Here is a 16421-nt window from a genome sequence, read left to right on the forward strand (position 1 = left end):
CCCGCCCTGTTTCCTTCACCCTGCGCAACGATTCGCCGTTACAGTCTGGAATGGTCGGGCAGCGGTGTCCACAGGTGGCACTACCAATTTGCAGGTGTTTTTATATGGCCTGACCTGCGCCGTCGGGTGTCCGGGCGCCTGATTCGACGGCGATCGAGTAGGTGCGCCGCCGGCTGACGGCGATGCTGATGCTGACCGCATTCCTCCGGCCGAGGGCCCGGTTTAGCGCGGCGCCGACGTGGTAGGCGACGGCATGGCGGCTGCGACGCAATTGGCGCTCGACATCAACCAGGTCCGCGCCACCGGTGGTGTGATGGTCCGGCTGGATCGGCTGTGGAAGCCGATCAGCCGGGTGGTGTCGTTCGACAGGGGCTGGCTCGGCCTGCTCGACTCCGGCCGCAAGCTCTTCTTCACCGTCGCCGAAGTCGGGCATGACGTGGCCGCGCGGCGGTATCTGGAGTCGGACGACTTCTACGGCGAGGTCCTGGCGACCGACCTGCTGGACCGGCGCGGTCCGGTCGATCTGAAGAATGGGATCGCCCTGCCCCTGATCGCTCGCGACGGGCGCCGACTTGGCCTGTTGATCCTGCGCGCCGGCGGGCGGGCCGAGTGGGGCGACCCGGCTCGGGCCGCGCTCGAGCAGGTTGCCCCGGTGCTGGCCGACCTGGTCGACCCGATGACCACGATCGCCGGGCTGACCGTGCTCGCGCCGGGCGCCTGCGCGGCGGCCGTGGTCGACCGGGAAGGCCGGACCGGCCCGGTGCCCGGACTGCCGGCCCACCCGGCGCTTCGCGATCGGTCCGCGCTGGTGCGAGTGGCGCAGGACGTACTGCTGAATCGACGCATGCCCGCCGTGTTCCTGAGCCCCTCGGGGGACGACTATCTGCAGATCACCGCGATCGCCACCCCCCGGCAGCCACCGCGCTCGCTGGCGGCGCTGGTTCTGGTTTCCCGGCCGGACAATCTCTGCGGGCTCACTCGCCGCGAACTCGAGGTGCTCGGTTTCCTGATCGAGGGGTCGAGCAACCCGCACATCGCCGCTGAACTGTTCATCACCGAACGCACGGTGGCCGCGCATCTCGACCACATCCGGGCCAAGCTCAGGGCCGGGAGCCGGACCGTGGCGGCGGTTCAGGCGCTGCGGCAGGGGCTTTACATCCCGCCCGAGCTGGCCGCTCTTGCCGACAGCAGGGCATGGCGGCCGGCCGGCCCGTCGGGACGGGCGCGGCCGGATCCTCATCCTGACCCGATGCGCCCGAAGATCGCCGGCGAGGTGGCCCGCGGATGCGGACCACGCTGCTAGGTGACGAACAAGCCCAGCGGGACGGCGTACTCGTGCAGCGAAGCCATCAGATGAGCCACCGGCATCAGCGGCGGCACGGGCCAGGGTGGGTCGGTCATGCTGGACAAGACCCTTCCGGCATGCCCGGTGGGCAACGGCAGCAGCGGATAGCGATTCAGGCCCACCCGGTCCGCGCTTCCGTCGACTGGACCGAACCGAGCCAGCGAATGCCACTGTGCGAGCGTCGCGTAACCGTCGAAGGCCACACCGGGAGGGTCGGGCAGCACGGTGACATCGGCGAATCGGCTGCTGGCGGCCAGCCACCATTCGGCCGCATCGACCGCCGGACGGGCGGGAGACTCGCACCAGTAGGGCACCATGCCACCGGCCAGGACGCGCCACGGATCCAGCAGTCGCCCCGTCTCGACGACGCAGCGCGGCGCGGCTGCCCCGGCCGTGGCCAGCCAAGACCGGTAGGAGTCGGCCACGAACGCGCTGAGCGCATCAGGGCCCGGATAGAGCACGTGGTGGACGGGTCGCCCGGTGTTGGTGCCGAGTCGTCGCACCGCGGCGTCCAGGCCGGGCTCGCCCGCCGTCTCCGCGTACGCCGGCGGCAGGTCGGGCGGTGGCTGACCCCAGTTCCGGGCCCCCAGCTCATGCATCAACCGTCGGAACGACGGGTCTCCCATGGCGTAGCCGGCTGATGCGGTGCCACTGACCGGGCTGCCGATCTGAAACGTGTAACCGGGACCGTCGCCGCTGACGGGCCAGGTTCGCGCGTCGCGGATGACGATGATGTGGCCGCCGGTAGCGATCCGTGATCGCAGGAAGGTCCGGTACGCCGCGGGCAGTTGGCGCCATCGCAGATGCAGCGCGACGGTGGTGCCGCACAGGCTGCCGCGCCGCACCGGGTCGTGCACCTGACGTACGGTCACGCCCGGTTGCGCCGCCAGCAGGGGCCGCGCGATCGCGGCACCCCACTGCATCGCGTCCTCCCAGCGGCCGATCGAGCCGCACGGCCAGGCCACGGTCACCGGGAAGGCGGCTGGGAGCCACGCGGCGCCGAGCGCGGCGGCCATGTGTACCGCGGCGCCGTGCGGCGAGCCGACCACCGCCGCGGGATAGAGCGGCTCGCGGTAGTGGTCGATGATCCATCGGGCCACCGCCTCGGCATCGATGCGTACGGCCGCCTCGACCGGCACCGCCTGGGCCTGGGCCTGCAACGCCAGAGCCGGCCGGCGCTGGTCTTCGCTCAACAATGGACGGCGGCCCAGAACCGGCACGCCATCCAGATCGCGCCCGTCTCGCCCCTCGGTCGCCCGCGCGGCCAGTTCCAGCAACGTACGTTCCAGGCCGTCCGCACAGACCACCTGATCGACCGGCGGTGCCGGACCGGGCCGGATAGGAATATCGCTCAGCGCCACAGCGCCGGCTACCCCTGGTCGCAGTCGATAAACAACACTCAGCGGTCGCTGGATGCTGCCTCGGAGATGCCTGAGCCCGGTGCGGCCTGATGACCGAGCTGAAGCCGGTTACCGGCGGGAACCGGCATCCCGATCGCGGCGAAGGCAGCCGCCGCGTACCGTCCGATGCCGGTCACCACCACCGTGGTTCCGCTGAGCCCGGCCGCCATGCCCAGGTCACGCAGCACCGCGGCGCCGGCCACGTCGAGCAGGGCGGTGCCGCTGAGGTCGACCAGCATCCGGCGGGCCTGGGCCCGGGCCAGCCCGGCGTGCAGCCCGACCCGGAAGCGAGTGATCACGGCCCGGTCGACCTCCCCGCTCACCACAACGGTCACGGTGCCGTCGTGCTCCGCTGTCCAGAGCCGCAGCATCCCGTCGTCCGGCGCGTGAGGATGTTCATCCCAGAGCGGCACGGTGTCCGTCAGCAGACCGGTTCGCAGCCAGGTCAGCGACCGGGTGAGCAGGCGGGAGACGTGCATCTGGGAGACGCCGACGATCTCGGCGATCTGCGCCTGGGTCAGGTCACCGTGAAACCGGAGCGCGAGGATACGTTGAACCGGCTCCGGCAGCCGGCGCACGAGTTGGTCCACGGTGACCATGTCGGGCACGGTGTCGACCGTGTTGTCGGAGTCGGCCAGCAGGTCGCCCAGCACCTTCGTCTGATCGCCGTTGGTGGGCGTGCTCAGCGGTAGCGCGGTGTGCGCGCCGAGGCACAACTGGGCCCGCTGCACGTCCGCCTCGCTGACCTGCAGGTCGGCGGCCACCTCGGCGGACGTCGGCCGGCGAGTCAGCCGCAGGGTCAGCAGGCCCTCCGCGCGCGACACGGCCAGGCTCAGCTCCTGCAACCGCCGGGTCACGTGAACGCTCCACGTGCTGTCCCGGAAGTATTTCTTGATCTCGCCACGGATGGTGGCCACCGCGAAGGCGGTGAACGAGCCGGCGTCCGGGTCGTACCGGTCGACGGCGGCGATCAGCGCGAGCCGCGCCACCTGCCGCAGGTCGTCCATCGGCTCGGCGCGCTCGCGGTAGCGACTGGCCAGACGGTCGGCGAACGGCAGCAGCCGGCGGATCAGATCCTCACGTAACCGGCGGCGGTCCGCGATCGTGGCGGCATGCCAGGCCCGGGCGTAGTCAGCCGCTACGACGTCGAGGTCGACGGTGCCGGATCTACTCGGGCCAACAAAAGAAGCGTGCATGGCAACCCCCGAACGTCGCCGAAGGATGTTGACGCGTCGGCGAGATGGCAGATGCGTCCGGCCGCGTCGCGACTGCGAGCCGATCCACTGACGTCGGCCACCACTCTTACCCCCATTCGGCAGCTCAACACCGGTTCTTTCATCCGATCAGCTGATCGTGGGAAAGACGGGCCCCTTATTGACGGACCGTGTCCAAACCACTTCGGAGCGAGATTGCCGGACACCTCGGCCCGCGGGCTACCGCGGCGTGTCCCAGCGTCGCATCGACGTATCTCTACACCCGGCCGGTGATTTGCCGGCCCGGCGTCTGGGCAGAATAGGGAATCGATCCCACGAGTTCGGTTGGAGAGTCCGCCCCGTGCCGTCCACCCCCCTGCGTTGGCGAGTTCGCGTAGAGCCTGCCGATACGGTCGTCACGCTGACCGGCGACCTGATCGCAGCCGATGCCGGAGGGCTCTACCGGACAGTGGAGGACTGTCTCGGCCGGCGCCCGGCCGCGCTGATCGTCGAGCTGTCCGGCGCGACCGTGCTCGACGACCTGGTTCTGCGGGAGATCGAACGGCGGGCGGCGCGCTGGCCCGGCACGCCGGTAGTGTTCATCGGCGGCGGCCGGCACGGCTTCGACACCGTCGAGCAGGCGCGCTGCGCCCTGCCCGCCGGTCCTTCACACATCAGTGAACAGCTTCTGCCTTCCTGGGACGAGGCCCGACACGCTCGTGACATCACGACCGAGGCGTGCCTTCGCTGGCGGCTGCCCCACCTGGCCGGTCCGGCGGCGCTGGTGGCCAGCGAGCTCGTGATCAACGCCGTCGACCATGCCCGAACGATGATGACACTGCATGTGAAACGCGATGCCCGCCACCTGTATGTCGCCGTCGAGGACGGCTCGCCGGCCGAACCGGGAATGGCCCGCGGCCGCGGTCTCATGTTGGTCGATTCGATGTCGGAGTTTTGGGGGAGCACCACCCACCCGGGCGGCAAAGTGGTCTGGGCCGCGCTCGCCGTCACACCGGACTCGGATCAGCGGTCCGACTGAGCCGGCTCCGGGCCGCCGCCGGAATGATCAATCCCACCACCCGGATCAGTCCTGGTCGTCCGGGCGTCGCTTGCCCTGCCGGTCGCGGATGTCACTGTCCCGGTCGGTGACCTGGGCGTCCCAGGACGCCCCGTCCGGCTGGTCGGCGGCGTCCTCCTCGCGGATGTCGTCGGGCTCGGGGACGCGTACGCCCCGGGCGCCGGACCTCTCGTCCGGCTGATGTTGTTCTGCCGCCTGGGAGCCGGACGCGCCGCCGGGAACCGGCGCGTCCGAGGTGTCGGGGCCGCCCGCCGGCTGCAGTACGTCGCCCAGGGTCTGCCTCGGCTTCGCGTCGCCCGTGCGCAGCTCGCGCCCGAGGTCGGACACCCGCTCGCCGTATTTCGCGTCGAAGGCCGGGCGCTCGGAGCGGATGCGGGGCATGTGGTCGAAGTTGCGCAGCGGTGGTGGGCAACTGGTGGCCCACTCCAGGGAGTTGCCGTAGCCCCAGGGGTCGTCGACGGTGACGAGTTCGCCGATGCGGTAGGACTTCCAGACGTTGTAGAGGAACGGCAGTGTCGAGGCGCCGAGGATGAAGGCGCCGATGGTGGAGACGGTGTTGAGGGTCGTGAAGCCGTCGGTCGGCAGGTAGTCGGCGTAGCGGCGGGCCATGCCCCGGGTGCCGAGCCAGTGCTGCACGAGGAAGGTGGTGTGGAAGCCGATGAAGGTCAGCCAGAAGTGGACTTTGCCGAGGCGGTCGTCGAGCATCCGGCCGGTCATCTTGGGGAACCAGAAGTAGAGGCCGGAGAAGACCGCGAACACGATGGTGCCGAAGAGCACGTAGTGGAAGTGGGCGACGACGAAGTAGGTGTCGTGCACGTGGAAGTCGACCGGTGGGCTGGCCAGCAGCACGCCGGTGAGCCCGCCGAGCAGGAAGGTCACCATGAAGCCGACCGCGAACAGCATCGGCGTGTTCAGGGTGACCTGACCGCGCCACATGGTGCCGATCCAGGTGAAGAACTTGAGCCCGGTCGGCACGGCGATCAGGTAGCTGAGGAAGCTGAAGAACGGCAGGAGCACCTGGCCGGTGGCGAACATGTGGTGGGCCCAGACGCTCATCGAGAGCATCGCGATGGCGATGGTGGCGCCGACCAGGCCCCGGTAGCCGAAGACCGGCTTGCGGCTCATCACCGGGATGACCTCGGTGATGATGCCGAAGAACGGCAGGGCGACGATGTAGACCTCGGGGTGCCCGAAGAACCAGAACAGGTGCTGCCAGAGCAGCGGGCCGCCGGTGGCGGGGTCGAAGACGTGTGCGCCGAGGATGCGGTCGGCGCCCAGGGCCAGCAGGGCCGCCGCCAGGAACGGGAAGACCAGGATCACCAGCAGGCTGGTGACCAGGATGTTCCAGGTGAAGATCGGCATCCGCATCATGGTCATGCCGGGGGCACGCAGGGTCAGGATCGTGGTGATGATGTTGACGCCGCCGAGGATGGTGCCGAGGCCGGAGATGGCCAGGCCGACGACCCACATGTTGCCGCCGACGCCGGGGGAGTGGCTGCTGTCGCTCAGCGGGGTGTACGCCGTCCAGCCGAAGTCGGCCGCACCGCCGGGGGTCAGGAAGGCTCCGACGGCGATCAGGCCGCCGAACAGATAGAGCCAGTAGGCGAAGGCGTTGAGACGGGGGAACGCGACGTCGGGAGCGCCGATCTGCAGCGGGACGATGTAGTTGGCGAAGGCGAACACGATCGGGGTCGCGAACAACAGCAGCATGATCGTGCCGTGCATGGTGAAGAGCTGGTTGTACTGCTCGGGCGAGAGGAACTGCATGCCGGGGCGGGCCAGCTCGGCCCGCATGAGCAGCGCCATGAATCCGCCGACCAGGAAGAATCCGAAGGCGGTGGTCATGTACATCAGACCGATCTGCTTCGCGTCGGTGGTGCGCAGGATCCGGGCGATGGCCGAGCCGCGTACCTGCCGGCGCAGCGGGCCGGGATAGCCCGGGTGGCTGCCGGTACGGATGATGATCGGATCGGCGTCGGTGGCCATGGCGCACCCTCTTCGGTCTCGGCCGTCGATAGGAATGCGCCGCCTACCCGACGGGATGGGTCCTAAACCGACCGGCGAGCCCAACTTCGAACGGCGGCAGGTGTGTCCGTGCTCCGGCGGGGTATGCGATCGACTCGAACCGATCGCCGGGAGTCGATATGTACGATTCGAGCACCGTTCGACCGTCAGCGCCGCGGCGGCGCCCGTGGCTCCGGCTGTTCCTGACCGGGCTGGTGCTGTGGCTGCTGACCGTGATCGTCACCTTCGTGACCGGCAACCCGAACCTGGTGCCGACGCTGGTGCTTCTCGGCAGCTTCCTGGTGCCGGTGACCTTCGTGGTCTGGGCGTTCGGCCGGCGGCACAGCGGAGAGGTCACCGCTGAGCTGCTGTTCACCACGTTCGTCACCGGCGGCGTCCTGGGTGTGCTCGCGGCCTCCCTTCTGGAGACCTATCTGCTGCACCCGTCGCCCGGCCTCTTCTTCGGCGTGGGCCTGATCGAGGAGGCGGCCAAGCTGGCGGTTCTCGCCTTCCTGACCCGCCGGCTGCAGCACAAGTACGCCACCGACGGCCTCATCCTGGGCGCCTCGGTCGGTTTCGGGTTCGCCGCCTTCGAGTCCGCCGGGTACGCCTTCACCGCCCTGTTCACCGAGCAGGGCCTGTCGCTGATGCAGCTGGTGCAGACGGAACTGCTGCGTGGTCTGCTCGCGCCGGTCGGGCACGGACTGTGGACGGCGATTCTCGGCGGCATTCTGTTCTCCGCCAGTGGCCGTGCCCATTTCGCTTTCACCCGGCGGCTGGTGCTGGCGTATGTCGGTGTCTCGGTGCTGCATGCATTGTGGGACGGCATGCACAGCATCGCTCTGCTGGTGACGCTGGTCCTGACCGGCACGCCCTACCAGTTCGGGCTGCTCGAACGCGGCTACGAACCGCAGCCGACGGGGACTCAGGCCGATCTGTTCACGGTGCTGTCGTGGGGCGGGCTGATCGTCGTCTCCCTGATCGGCATCGCCTGGCTGGTCGCCGTCCGCCGCCGCGCCGACCAGGAGGCGCGGGCCGTCCTGTGGCGCATCCCGATCTGACGCGGCGGCGCTTCAGCCGGCGGCGCTGGCGGCGTCCGCGTAGCGCAGGACCGCGCCGATGCCGTGCTCCAGTGGCTCTTCCTCGGGGCCGATCAGGACGAGGTTCGCTCCGGTGCCCGCGATCGCGCGCACCAGGGCGGCGTCGGCGCGCACCTTCTGCGGGTCGGAGACGCCGGCCTCGCGCAGCGGGTGGTCGTCGACCGAGATCAGCGTCGGGTCGTCCGGGGCGATCCACAGCGTGTCGGTGGAGGACGGGTCGTCGACCAGCAGGACGGTGTCGACCTGACCTCGCTGGAGCCGGGTGACCACGTCGGTCAGTCCGCGGGCGGCCGTGCCGTCGCCCTGCTGGGCCCGGTAGCGGTCGAGGATCTCACGGGTCTGCCGGTCGGCGACGTCGGCGATCGCCTGGATCGTCACGTCGTCCAGGGCCGCCTCATCGGCGCCGGCGTGGCGTGACCCGGCGTCCGTCTCGACCATGCGCTCCTGCCAGCGCTTCGGCAGCTTTCCGGCGAAATCGTGCACGGCTCGGACGTCACCGCCGACCACGATGACCTCAGCGCCGACCGCCTCCGCGAGGTCCACAGCCGCCGAAGCCACGTCGCCGGCGTTGCGCTTCCAGGACTCCTCGACCGCCTGCAGGTAACGCCGGTGCGACCAGCCGCCGACGTGCACCTTGCGCAGGGGGAAGGTGGCGCTGCCCGTCACCGTCCGGTGCCGGACCAGGCCGCCGACCGAGAGCGCGTCGAGGTCGGCGCCGGTGCGGTCGGCGAGCACCCGCACGTACGGCACGTCGGCGCCGCGCTGTGCGATCAGCGGCATGACGTGCGGCAGTGGTTCCAGGTACGCCTCGTCGGCCGCCGGAGGCGCGGACAGTGCCTCCGCCAGGGCGACGGCGCCTCGCTGAGCGAAGATCGCCAGTCCGTAGCGGCCCGGCTGGTAGGGGTGGTTCCGGATTTCGTCCGCCACCGCGTCGAGGGTGGCGGTGTCGGCGCACCGGCCGGCCAGCCGCTCGCGCAGAGCACGCCAGCGAAGGTCGATCTCGTGGTCGGCGTTCTGCTCGGCCCGGGTGGCGTCGAGATAGACCGACACCCAGGAGCCTGGATGTTCGAACAGCGGGGGTAGGAAGTCGAGGTTCACGGCGGCACCTCCAGTGGACGTCGCGGTAAGTCGATGCGATGTGACCCGCGTACCCGCGAATGGCGGGGACGCACCTGGCGGCCCGAATGTTTGCGGGGCCTCTGATCAGCTCGCCTGGCCGTCGTCCTCATCGCGCCACCCCGACGGCTCGGGGTGGTAGCCGTACGCTGCCGCTCGTACGGTGGCCTCGTCCTCCAGTCCGGAACCGATCGCGCCGCCGATCGTGGCCATGGAGCTGATGATCCACGCCAGGTTGAGGTAGTCGGCCGGCCCGACGCCGTGCCCCAGCCGGCTCGCGAGCAGTGACGGGCTGATCAGTAAAGCGGCGGTCGCCGCGGTGCCGGTGAACAACACGACGTAGGAGATGGTCGTGGCCAGGCCGAGGGTGAGCAGTGTGCCCAGGTTGAACAGCCGAGCCAGGTGCGGGGTGGTGTCCCGGCCCGGCTTCTCCCAGAGGTGGTGCGCCACGATCAGCCAGGTCACCACCGATATCAGGCCGACCAGCATGACGGCACTCAGCCGTACCGGACCAAGCGAGTCGCCCATCTGCCAGATGGTGGTGGTGGCCAGGGCGAACGCGGCCGTGCCGAAGACGCCCACGAGCAGCTTGGACAGCCCGAGCAGCGCCCGGCCGGGACGGTTGGCCAGGACCATGCCGAGTACCAGCCGCAGACCGCCGCGTAGGCGGGAGGCCACCCAGCCGACCTCACCGGCCTCGTCGCCGTCCAGCACCCGATGCACTGCCGCCACCCGGCGTTCGACGTCCGGTTGCGGCGGATGGTCGCCGACGAGCCGTCGCACCAGGGACGGCAGCAGCACGCGGACCGAGCGAAGCTGGCCGAACCCGAGGGCCGGCAGCGATATCAACGCCGCCCGCCGCCGGCTGGAGCAGAGGGCGACAACCGGCCGGCGTTCGAGCTGGAACGGCAGGTCGGTCAGGCAGACCGCCACATCCCAGCCTTCGTCGGAGGCGCGCTGGGCCATGTCGTCGAGCAGGGCCTCGGCGCCGCCGTCCCGGCGCGGCGCCACCTCGCCCCATCCGGTACGCACCTCCCACACCGTGCCCCCGTCGACGTGCTGGGACAGCAGGTCGGCGAGCTCATCGGTGATCCGTTCGGCGATCCGGGCCGGGAAGTCCGGCGGCGTGGCGACGAGGCCGATCACAACCGTCTTCTGAGTCATTCGAACCTATTCACCGGGCCCGATGATCGCCTCGTCGACGCGTCGGGCGAGGGTGATGTCCGCGGCGGTCACCGCGGAGGCCTTGGTGGTCCGTACGGTGAGGACGGCGGTCTGCGGGTCCGGGCGACTGATGTGTGGCCCGCGGCCGGCCTCCTGCTTGATGCGGTCCAGGCGGGCGAGGACCCGGTCGAGCTCGTCGGGCGGAAGTACTACGGTGCGTTCCAGTGCTCGCCGGTCACCGGTCCAGTCGGGAAGTTGATCGAGAGCCTCCCGGAGCTCCTCGTCGTCGAGCGGCGCGCTGTGCCCGCCCGGGCCGACCAGCCCGCCACCCGGCACCGGTGCGCCGACCAGCTCGGCCGCCCCGGCGGGCAGGTCGAGCGCGCCCAGGAGGCCTGGTGTCTGGTCGGCGATCGCCGCGAACACCGCTTCGGCCCGCACCCGGGCCTGCTCGGGCGGGATCCCGGAGCGCCTGGCGACCTCGCCGACGAAATCGTCGTCGGCGACGGGCCCGGACGCGGCGTCCGGTTCGTCCAGCAATTCGGCCGGCATGGCGTCGCGCAGCAGACCCGCGTGCTCCTCGCCGAGCATCCCGGCCAGGACCGTCACGGTTGCCCGGGCGGCGTCCCGGGCTTCGCCGAAGCTCAGAGCGGCCCAGGCCGCGGCCGAGCTGACCAGTTCCCGGTAGCGTAACCGCGGAGCCCCCGGGTCGGTTCCCGGGTCGAGGTCTTGCGGCGCGCGGCTGGGACGTTCGGCAGCCGGTTCCGAGTCGTGCCGCGGGCGCGCTGCCTGCGGCCCGGGCTTGTGCGTTCCCGCGTCCGGCGGGCCTTGCCGGCGGGCGTGTTCGGCGTGCTCTCGTTGTTTCGAACCGCCGAGGCTCACTCCCGCTGCCCCGGCGCTGAGGCCCTGCTCGCGCGCCGCCCGAGCGAGCTGTCGCCGCTTCTGATTGTCACCTTCCATCTCCTTGGCCATACCGGCCGCCTTCCCACCGCGAGGCACAATATGCGTGCCGCGGCCGAACTCCGCCTCAAGTCATGGCTGTCGTCGCGGTACGTCGGATGCCGCGCGTGAGCCGGCGGAGGCGTTGAGTGTTTCGGACGGCGTCACGCCGTATCGCTCGCGGTAGGAGCCCGCGAATCTCCCGAGGTGCGCGAATCCCCAGCGGTGCGCGACGTCCGCCACCGTCGTGTGGTGCGGGTCCGCCTGGCGAAGTTCCTGGTGGGCGCGGTCGAGGCGGACTTGCCGCAGGTAATTGGTGGGCGAGATGCCGACGTATCGCTGGAAGCCGGCCTGAAGTGCCCGTTCGCTTACGCACGTGAGGTCGGCGAGTTTGGCGATGGTGATCGGCTGCTCGGGATGACTGTGCAGAACGTCGATCGCCTGTCGTACCGCGCGGGGCGCCGGGTACGGTCCGCCGGTCGTGGCCAGCCGGTCCCGGTACGGGTGGTCGCTGGCCAGCAGCAGGCCGCGCAGCAGCATCTCCTGGAGGGGTTCGGCGAGGATCGGGTTCTGCGTCAGGCCGCTGTTCCCGCCGAAAGCGTCCGCGGCGAGCACGCGGACCATGTTGGTCCAGGTGCGGCCGGGTCCCTGGGACTGGTCGAGTTGGGGGCCGAGCAGAATCGGGGAGCCGACCTGAGCGTCGAGCATGTGGGCCAGCTGTACTTCCAGGGCCTGGCGATCGATCTTGATGGCCAGTAATCGGCAGTCGCCGGTCCACCGGTGCAGAACCGTGTCGCCGACCGGCTGGAATACCGCCGCGCTGGTGTCGGTGGCCACCCGGGGTTCGTCCCGGCCCTGTTGCCATTCGAGCCGGCCGGAGAGCAGCACGTCGACGTGGTAGGCGCCCAGCTCGTCGAGCCTCAGCTTGAGGTCCGTGCCGAAACGCACGTCCCCGATGGTGACCGGCCCGAGCTTGGTGACTCGCAGCTGGGTGTCGAGGTGCCGGGAGGGTTCCAGCACGTCGACGAAATTGGAGTAGAAATGCCTCCCGAGGACGACCCGGGTCTCATCCAGGTCTGAGCTGCGCAGTGTGACCGCCTCGGTCCCGCCATCGGCGTCGCTGGGGGACAAATGGCATCACCTCGACATCACTCTAGTCGGCATTCGGAGGGTATGGTCGCCATCCAGGTAGGCGGCGGTGACACTGTGCAACGATGTTGCGTACCCACATCGGCGGCGGATACACCCGTGCCGTCCGTGCGCCGGGCCGGAGATATCCGGATCCCGAAGGGCCCATCCGGGTCCCGCAACGAGCTGCCCCACCAGGACGGGTGACCTCTGTACCGGGGCTCAGATACGGTTATGGTGGGCCGATGGCTGGGTCGTGAGGCATACGCGGATCTGGCACCGGTGGCTCATGGCCGGTGCCCTGGCGACGACCGGATATTTCCTGCTGCCTGCCTCGTCGCTCGCGGCGAGGGTCTGCTACAACGTCATCGGCTTGGCCGCCGCGGTCGCCATCCTCGTCGGTGTGCGGCTCTACCGGCCCCAGCGCCCCGGCATGTGGTACTGGTTCGCGGCGGGGCAGATCCTCTCGGTGCTCGGCGATATCACTTACGACTACTACCTGTACGGCTTGGGGCGCGTGCCGTACCCCTCCACCGCCGACGCCTTCTACCTTGCCGCCTACCCGTTCCGCATCATGGGCCTGCTCCTGCTGCCCCGCCTCCGCCGGCGCGACAGGGCCGGTCACCTGATCGACGCCGCCATCGCCGTCATCGGCCTCGGCATGGTGCCGTGGACGTTCATCCTCCACCCGAGCGCGGCGGACCCGTCGACCGCGGCACTGGCTCGAGTGATCAGCACCGTGTATCCCGTGGCCGACCTGTTGTTGTTGGGGATACTGGCCTGGTTGTTCACCAACCCGCGAAGCCGTACTCCCAGCAACAGGCTGCTCAATGCCGCCGCCGCGACGCTCCTGGCCGCGGACACCAGCTACTCCGTGCTGACCTCCTACTTCCATGCCGATCCATTCGTGCTGGACGGGGTATACGTCGCTTCTACTCTGCTTTGGGCAGCGGCCGCCTTGCACCCGTCGATGACGGCGGACCCGGCCGTCATGCGCGACCTGCGCCCTGAGCACAGTGCGGCCCGGTTGTGCGCACCCGCCGCATGCTCACTGCTCGGCCCGGCGCTGCTCCTGACGCCGTACGCGGGGGCCAACACCGTCGACCGCACGGCCATCGCCTGCGGCAGCATCGTCCTTATCCTGCTCACCATCGCCCGGATGGCTCTGATCCTGACGAGCCTGAAATCCAAGTCACGTGACCTGGAAAGGCTGGCCCTGCATGACGAGATGACAGGGCTGCCCAACCGGCGTCGATTCGAGCAGGCGTTGCGCGCGGCACTGGCCGACGGCCCGGCCCGGGTGGCGTTTCTCGGGCTGAACGGTTTCAAGAACGTCAACGACGAACTGGGCCGCCCCATCGGCGACCGCGTGCTCTGTTCGCTCGCCCAACGGCTGGCCCGGGCGGTGCCGCAGGGCGCTCTGCTCGCCCGGATCGGCGGTGACGAGTTCGCCGTCCTGCTGCCCGGCGAAAGCCGGGGACATCTCGGCACGGTGGCCACGCATCTCGCCGCCCAGCTGCGCGAACCGGTCCACCTGGGTGGCCACGATGTGCTGGTAGGCGTCGGAATCGGCCTCGCCGAAGGCGACAGCGACCAGCCGATGGAGCTACTGCGCCGGGCCGAGGCCGCGATGTACGCCGCCAAACACGCCGGCCAGACGTACCGACGGTGGGAACCGGCCATCGACGAACAGTCGGCGGGACACGCCCAGCTCGGCGCCGAGATGCGGAACGGTCTGGACGCCGGGCAGTTCCGGCTGGTCTACCAGCCGATCGTGGCGGTCCCTGAGCAGCGGGTCGTCGCGGTGGAGGCGCTGGTGCGCTGGGATCACCCGCAGCGAGGGATGGTGAGCCCGGCGCGCTTCGTGCCCGTGGCCGAGCAGAACGGCCTCATCATCGAACTCGGCACGTGGATTCTGCGGACGGCCTGCCGGCAAATGGCGAAGTGGCGCGCGGAACTGGGCGGCCGCGCACCCGACAAGGTCAGTGTCAACGTCTCCGCCCGCCAACTCGACCGGCCCGGCTTCGCCGCGACGGTCGCCGACACCCTGGCCGAGACGGGACTTCCTCCGCATTGCCTCGCCGTGGAGGTCACCGAGACCGCCGTTTTCGAGGGCGGCCAGGCTGTGGCGACATTGCACGAACTCCGTGGGCTCGGGGTACAGGTCGCGCTGGACGACTTCGGCACCGGGCATTCGTCACTTGGTCTGCTGCAGACCGTGCCGGTTGACATCCTCAAAGTCGACAAGTCCTTCGTCGACAACATCACCGAGGCCGGCCGGCACAGCGTGATAGCGGAGACGCTCATCCGGATAAGCGCCGCCTTCGGCATTGTGGCGGTCGCCGAAGGTGTCGAAACCGCCGAGCAGGCCGTCGCGCTTCACCAGCTCGGCTACCGGCTGTTGCAGGGCTACCACTTCGGCCGTCCCGTCACCGAACCCGACTTCGACCGGGGACACACTGGTGACGCCGGCGCCGGACGTCGAGCACCGTCCGCATCGGCGGCGTGATCGAATCGCCCGGCACCGTCGTCACCGGCCCGCGAGCGCGGCGCGGCGCGACGCCCGTCGCCACAGGGTGACCAGCCAGGCGAGGCCGATCACAGCGATGATCGCGAGGCCGGCCCACTGCAGCACCGAGAAGAGATCGATCTGTTCCGGAGTGGGTGCGACCAGCCAGCCGTTGGGTGTCGACCGGAACGCCGGAGTTTCGGTGAGGATCAGGGTGAGGAACAGCGCGATGCCGTCCATCGAGTCCCACAGCCCGTGCAGGATCGACACCCCGAGGTAGGCCAACACCAGCCGTGGCGTGAGCCAGGATCCGCGTCGCCACCCGGCGAACAGCACGCCGCCCAGGATGCCCGTCCACAATCCGTGCCCGAACGGTGCGAGCAGCCCGCGGAGTACCTCCGTCTGCACGATCTGCGACACCGACAGCCCGTCCACGGTGAACATGGCGGCGAGCGAGTAGCCGGCGGACTCGAAGGCGGCGAAGCCGAACCCGACCGCTGCGCCGAGGATGATGCCGTCGTGCACGGACCGGGTCCGCAGCCGGCGGGTCAGCAGCATCAACGCACCGAGCTTCGCCGCCTCCTCGATCAGGCCGACCCCGAAGAACAGCCAGGCCGACGGATGCAGCAGGTATCGTTCGAGCACCGAGGCGCCCAGCACCCCGAGCACCCCGCCCGCGACGAAGGTCGAGAAAACGAGGGTCGCGGTCAACTCCCCGCTGTCCCGACGTTCGAAGGCCCAGGCCACGAACGTGACCGGGACGAGAAAACTGCCCAGCAGGATCAGCGTGGGAACCAGGGCGAGGCTGCCGGTGAGCAACACGACCACGACGGTCGCGACCCAGAGGGCCAGCCCGCCCAGAAAAGTGCGCGGCCACCGCCGGGTCCCGACGGCACTGTTCTCGGCGGGGGTGGCGAGATGCATGGTGTCAGGACTCCCGGACCGAGATCTGCCGTGGCTGATTCTTGGTGGCCTTGCCCAGCCGTACGGTGAGCACACCGTTGTGCAGATCGGCGTCGACCTGGTCCGGATCGATCTCGCCGGGCAGCGTCACCACGTACTGGAACTGGCCGGTCCGCCGGGTCCGCCGGCGCAGCACGCCGGTGCGCTCCTTCTGCTTGATCTCGCCGCTGATGCGCACCTCGTTCTGGCGCAGCTCGATGTTCACGTCTTCGCGGCGCACACCGGGCACCTCCAGCTCGAGGATGTACGCGTCGTCTTCCTCCTCGATGTCGGCGGCCGGAGCCCACACGGGTGCGCCGTCGGCCGACTGGGGCTGCTGGAAGATGTTGCCGAAGATTTCCGCCATCTGCTCCTGGAGGCTTTGGAATTCGGTGAACGGGTCGGTGCGGCGGGCGGGCGCTCCGGCCGTACCGCGGTAGCGCGCAGGGGTGGTGGTCACGTTGGCCGTCCTCTCGATAGCGGGCAGCGCTGCGCTGCCACGTCCG

At 69.9% G+C, this 16421-nt stretch carries 13 protein-coding genes; 4 read left to right on the forward strand and 9 right to left on the reverse strand.

The annotated features are described in order from the left end of the window. The first annotated feature begins 253 nt into the window (after positions 1 to 253). Entirely contained in the window at positions 254 to 1303 is a 1050-nt protein-coding gene (locus tag AB0M88_RS13430) for a LuxR C-terminal-related transcriptional regulator (protein WP_364100219.1), read from the forward strand. Here the strand turns inward: AB0M88_RS13430 and AB0M88_RS13435 are convergent. Then, positions 1300 to 2652, reverse strand: a complete 1353-nt coding sequence (locus AB0M88_RS13435; RefSeq protein ID WP_364100222.1) for a hypothetical protein — start codon at positions 2650 to 2652, stop codon at positions 1300 to 1302. The genes AB0M88_RS13430 and AB0M88_RS13435 overlap by 4 nt on opposite strands. Positions 2653 to 2744: 92 nt before the next feature. Next, positions 2745 to 3941: a sigma-70 family RNA polymerase sigma factor gene (locus AB0M88_RS13440; RefSeq protein WP_364100225.1), complete on the reverse strand. Its 1197-nt coding sequence runs from the start codon at positions 3939 to 3941 to the stop codon at positions 2745 to 2747. Positions 3942 to 4299: 358 nt separating this feature from the next. On the opposite strand from AB0M88_RS13440, the gene AB0M88_RS13445 reads away from it, so the two are divergent. After that, entirely contained in the window at positions 4300 to 4977 is a 678-nt protein-coding gene (locus AB0M88_RS13445; RefSeq protein WP_364100228.1) for a hypothetical protein, read from the forward strand. 45 nt (positions 4978 to 5022) lie between these two features. Here the strand turns inward: AB0M88_RS13445 and ctaD are convergent, their stop codons facing one another. After that, positions 5023 to 7002 carry a cytochrome c oxidase subunit I gene (gene ctaD / locus AB0M88_RS13450; RefSeq protein ID WP_364100231.1) on the reverse strand — a complete coding sequence of 660 codons (1980 nt, stop codon included), beginning with the start codon at positions 7000 to 7002 and terminating at the stop codon, positions 5023 to 5025. Positions 7003 to 7160: 158 nt separating this feature from the next. On the opposite strand from ctaD, the gene AB0M88_RS13455 reads away from it, so the two are divergent. After that, entirely contained in the window at positions 7161 to 8081 is a 921-nt protein-coding gene (locus AB0M88_RS13455; protein WP_364100234.1) for a PrsW family glutamic-type intramembrane protease, read from the forward strand. A gap of 12 nt (positions 8082 to 8093) precedes the next feature. On the opposite strand, the gene AB0M88_RS13460 is transcribed toward AB0M88_RS13455, so the two are convergent. The 4 genes from AB0M88_RS13460 to AB0M88_RS13475 form a co-directional block, all read right to left on the reverse strand. Continuing rightward, positions 8094 to 9218, reverse strand: a complete 1125-nt coding sequence (locus tag AB0M88_RS13460; RefSeq protein ID WP_364100237.1) for a Vms1/Ankzf1 family peptidyl-tRNA hydrolase — start codon at positions 9216 to 9218, stop codon at positions 8094 to 8096. Between the two features lie 105 nt (positions 9219 to 9323). Further along, the gene (locus AB0M88_RS13465; RefSeq protein ID WP_364100239.1) at positions 9324 to 10400 is read right to left on the reverse strand and encodes a hypothetical protein; all 1077 of its coding nucleotides are present in this window, start codon (positions 10398 to 10400) and stop codon (positions 9324 to 9326) included. A gap of 6 nt (positions 10401 to 10406) precedes the next feature. After that, complete coding sequence (locus AB0M88_RS13470) at positions 10407 to 11369, reverse strand: DUF2267 domain-containing protein (RefSeq protein ID WP_364100242.1); 963 nt, start codon at positions 11367 to 11369, stop codon at positions 10407 to 10409. 60 nt (positions 11370 to 11429) lie between these two features. Beyond that, positions 11430 to 12467 carry an AraC family transcriptional regulator gene (locus AB0M88_RS13475; RefSeq protein WP_364100245.1) on the reverse strand — a complete coding sequence of 346 codons (1038 nt, stop codon included), beginning with the start codon at positions 12465 to 12467 and terminating at the stop codon, positions 11430 to 11432. Between the two features lie 370 nt (positions 12468 to 12837). Between AB0M88_RS13475 and AB0M88_RS13480 the strand changes: the two genes are divergently transcribed. Next, entirely contained in the window at positions 12838 to 14973 is a 2136-nt protein-coding gene (locus tag AB0M88_RS13480) for a bifunctional diguanylate cyclase/phosphodiesterase (RefSeq protein WP_364100248.1), read from the forward strand. A 21-nt stretch (positions 14974 to 14994) separates the two neighbouring features. Here the strand turns inward: AB0M88_RS13480 and AB0M88_RS13485 are convergent, their stop codons facing one another. Together AB0M88_RS13485 and AB0M88_RS13490 are read right to left on the reverse strand one after the other, a co-directional pair. Beyond that, on the reverse strand, positions 14995 to 15897 hold the full coding sequence (locus AB0M88_RS13485) for a PrsW family glutamic-type intramembrane protease (RefSeq protein ID WP_364100251.1): 903 nt from the start codon (positions 15895 to 15897) through the stop codon (positions 14995 to 14997). Positions 15898 to 15901: 4 nt separating this feature from the next. Further along, positions 15902 to 16375 carry an Hsp20/alpha crystallin family protein gene (locus AB0M88_RS13490; RefSeq protein ID WP_364100254.1) on the reverse strand — a complete coding sequence of 158 codons (474 nt, stop codon included), beginning with the start codon at positions 16373 to 16375 and terminating at the stop codon, positions 15902 to 15904. Positions 16376 to 16421: the final 46 nt, after the last annotated feature.

The sequence above is a fragment of the Actinoplanes sp. NPDC051411 genome (assembly GCF_040682075.1).
Classification (GTDB): Bacteria; Actinomycetota; Actinomycetes; order Mycobacteriales; family Micromonosporaceae; genus Actinoplanes.